Raw genomic sequence first — 3,480 nt, forward strand, 5'->3', positions numbered from 1 at the left:
AAACAGGAAAAGTGGAAAAAGCCTTTGACACAAGTTTGCAAATTGGCTAAAGCCAAATAGAAATTTTACAGGCAAAGCCAGCTTTGAACCAAAATTCACATTCTCCGGAGGGCGTATGATTGATTTAGACATCACCTTTTTTATTCAATTGGTCAATTTTTTCATTGTCCTGTTGCTGCTGAACCTGATCCTGTACAAGCCGATAAGGGGCATGCTCCGCAAGCGTGCAGAGATCATGAACCAGAAGGTCGAGGATGTCGAAAGCTTCAATTCACGGGCGGATGAGAAGCTCAAGACGTATGAAAAGGAGCTGGAAATGGCGCGCCTGAAGGCACAGGAGCTCAGGCAGGAGAAAAAGAATGAGGGTCTGGATACGGAAAAGCAGATTGTGCAGGCAGCCTCGGATGAGGCCTCATCTATCCTGCAGTCTGCCAGGGAGAAGGCCAGGAAGGAGAAGGAGAGCGCACTGACGGCGCTTAAGAAACAGGTGGATAAATTTGCAGGACATGCCGCAGACAGAATTCTGGGCAAGGCCTAAATTGAAAAAAGGGGGGCTTACGCGGTGAACACAAAGACAAAATTGCTTATTCTGGGGGCAGTACTGCTGGCGGCTGCTCTGTTCAATCTGGCAGATCCCCTGACCCTTCCCGATGATGCCAGGGATCAGATCTGGAGAGTGATAAACTTTATCATCTTTTTGACCATCATTTATTATGCCGGGGGCAAAAAGCTTTTCGAATTTTTCCCCAGCCGCAGCAACGAAATCGAAACCGAAATCAAGGACCTGGAAACAAGACGCCAGGAGGCTGAAAAGAAGCTTCAGGATGTGGAAAAAAGTATTTCTAACCTGGAGCAGGAACGGGCCCAGATACTGGAACAGGCCAAAACCCAGGGGGAAACCCTCAAGCAGCAGATAGTGGCCAAGGCCGAGAGCCAGGCCGAGCAGATCAAGGAACAGGCCAAGGTTTCCGCTCAGCAGGAAGCCAAGCTGGCCCTGCAGGAAATCCGCGCTGAACTGGCCGAAAAAGTGGTGGAATCCACCGAGGCCATGATCAAGAAAAAGTTGAAGGCCGAGGATCACAAGGCTCTTATTAACGACAGCTTAACAAGGGTGGTGCTAAATTGATAGGTAATATTGTAGCCAGGAGATACGCCCGCGCCCTTTTCGCCCTGGGCCAGAAGCAGGGAGACAAGGAGCTCAAGGCTTACGGTGACGATTTGGCCAGTATTGCGGATGTTCTCGAGGGCTCACCCGAGCTTTTCAGGATTTTCCGCAATCCGGTAATCAGCGTGTCTGAAAAAAAAGGCATTCTAACCAAGGTGCTGGGCAAGCTCAAACCTAGCAAGACAATTTCCAATTTTTGCCACCTGCTTGCAGACAAGGGCAGGCTGGATCACCTTACTGAGATTCAGGTCTATTACGCCAAGCTTCTGGATGATTACCAGGGTGTCCTGCGCGGAGAAATTGTGACGGCCATCAAGCTGGCGGACAATCTCAAGCAGGATATCGTGGGCAAACTTGAAAAACAGTCCGGTCAGCAGGTTACCCTGGACTACAAGGTAGATCCGGAAATCGTTGGGGGACTGGTGCTTAAGGTCGGGGACAAGGTGTTGGATGCCAGCATAAAGGCTCAACTGCAAATTTTGAAAGAAAACATCAAAAGGGGTGAATAGGGCTATGCAAATAAAAGCAGAAGAAATCAGCCAGATCATCGAAGGCCAGATCAAGAATTACGAAAAGCGTGTGGAAATGAGCGAAACCGGCGTGGTTCTGTCCGTTGGAGACGGCATTGCCCGTGTCTACGGCGTAGAAAACGCCATGGCCATGGAGCTTCTGGAGTTTCCGGGCGGTGTTATGGGCATGGTCCTGAACCTCGAGGAAGACAGTGTTGGTTGTGCCCTGCTGGGTGAGGACACGCACATCAAGGAAGGGGACATGGTCAAAAGGACAGGCCGCATCGTGCAGGTGCCTGTAGGGGATGCTGTTCAGGGCAGGGTAATAGACCCCCTGGGCAACCCTCTGGACGGACTGGGACCCATTGAGGCCAAGGAACACAGGCTGGTGGAGGTCAAGGCCCCGGGCATCGTTCCCAGAAAATCAGTGCATGAGCCCATGAACACCGGGCTCAAGGCCATTGACGCCATGACTCCCATCGGACGCGGCCAGCGCGAGCTTATCATTGGTGACCGGCAGGTGGGCAAGACAGCCATCTGCATAGACTCGATTCTGGCTCAGAGGGAAACAGATGTGCACTGCATCTACGTGGCCATAGGGCAGAAAAAATCCACCGTGGCCCAGGTTGTGGATACCCTGCGCAAGTACGGGGCCCTGGACTTTACCACTGTTATTTCAGCTACGGCCTCGGATCCGGCCTCCATGCAGTTCATTGCTGCATACGCCGGCTGCACCATGGGCGAATATTTCCGGGACAAAGGCCAGCATGCTCTGATCATGTATGACGACCTCTCCAAACAGGCCGTGGCCTATCGTCAGATGTCCCTGCTTCTGAGGCGCCCGCCTGGACGCGAAGCCTTTCCCGGAGACGTTTTCTACCTGCACTCCAGGCTCCTGGAAAGGGCAGCCAAGATGAGCGACGAGCACGGCGCAGGATCCCTGACAGCCCTGCCCATCATCGAGACTCAGGCCGGCGACGTTTCCGCCTACATTCCCACTAACGTTATTTCCATTACCGACGGCCAGGTCTACTTAGAACCGAGCCTTTTCTATGCCGGTGTCAGGCCGGCCATCAACGTCGGTCTTTCAGTATCCCGGGTGGGTGGTGCGGCCCAGATCAAGGCAGTCAAAAAAGTGGCCGGAACCCTGCGCCTGGACCTGGCCCAGTACAGGGAACTGGCTGCATTTGCCCAGTTCGGCTCCGATCTGGACAAGGCCACACAGAAGCGCCTGACCCGCGGTGAGAGACTTGTGGAACTTCTCAAACAGCCCCAGTATCAGCCCATGTCCTCTGAAGAACAGGTCATATCCCTTTTCAGCGGAACCAAGGGATATCTGGACGACCTGGCAGTGGAAGACGTAAGCAAGTTTGAATCCGAGGTGCTGGAGTATTTCAGAAGCCAGAAGCCGGAAATCCTCAAGGAAATAAAGGACACTGGAGACTTGAGCAGCGATCTGGAGAACAGAATCACCGCTGCCATGGACGAGTTCAAAAAGACCTTCAAGGCTTAACGGGAGAAATACATGGCATCATTCAGGGAAATACAAAGGAAAATCGGCGCGGTCAAAAAGACCAAGCAGATTACCAAGGCCATGAACATGGTGGCCTCGGCCAAGCTGCGCGGGGCGCAGCAGCGCATTGAGCGCTTCCGCCCATACGCCGAGAAGTACTACGAGATCCTGTCCGATCTCTCCTCCAGGGTGGATTCCAGCATCCATCCTCTTCTGGAAAAGAGGGAGGAGATCAATAACGTAGGTATTATCGTTGTCACTTCAGACAAGGGTCTTTGCGGCAGCTTCAATGC

The 3,480-nt window shown here is 52.9% G+C and carries 5 protein-coding genes; all 5 read left to right on the plus strand.

Annotated elements, in window-relative coordinates; all coding sequences use genetic code 11:
• The first annotated feature begins 115 nt into the window (after nucleotides 1-115).
• Nucleotides 116-538, plus strand: a complete 423-nt coding sequence (locus D5S03_RS03295) for a F0F1 ATP synthase subunit B (RefSeq protein ID WP_008870949.1) — start codon at nucleotides 116-118, stop codon at nucleotides 536-538.
• 24 nt (nucleotides 539-562) lie between these two features.
• Nucleotides 563-1,126, plus strand: a complete 564-nt coding sequence (locus tag D5S03_RS03300) for a F0F1 ATP synthase subunit B (protein ID WP_008870948.1) — start codon at nucleotides 563-565, stop codon at nucleotides 1,124-1,126.
• Nucleotides 1,123-1,674 (plus strand): F0F1 ATP synthase subunit delta, encoded by a 552-nt coding sequence (locus D5S03_RS03305; protein ID WP_008870947.1) that lies wholly within the window; start codon nucleotides 1,123-1,125, stop codon nucleotides 1,672-1,674. The genes D5S03_RS03300 and D5S03_RS03305 overlap by 4 nt, the downstream gene beginning before the upstream one ends.
• Before the next feature lie 4 nt (nucleotides 1,675-1,678).
• Nucleotides 1,679-3,187, plus strand: coding sequence for a F0F1 ATP synthase subunit alpha (gene atpA / locus D5S03_RS03310; protein WP_008870946.1), 1,509 nt, complete (start codon nucleotides 1,679-1,681; stop codon nucleotides 3,185-3,187).
• 12 nt (nucleotides 3,188-3,199) lie between these two features.
• Nucleotides 3,200-3,480: F0F1 ATP synthase subunit gamma (locus D5S03_RS03315; RefSeq protein ID WP_287042659.1), on the plus strand; the 281-nt coding region annotated here is incomplete at its 3' end.

Source organism: Desulfonatronospira sp. MSAO_Bac3 (assembly GCF_003838035.1).
Classification (GTDB): domain Bacteria; phylum Desulfobacterota; class Desulfovibrionia; order Desulfovibrionales; family Desulfonatronovibrionaceae; genus Desulfonatronospira; species Desulfonatronospira thiodismutans.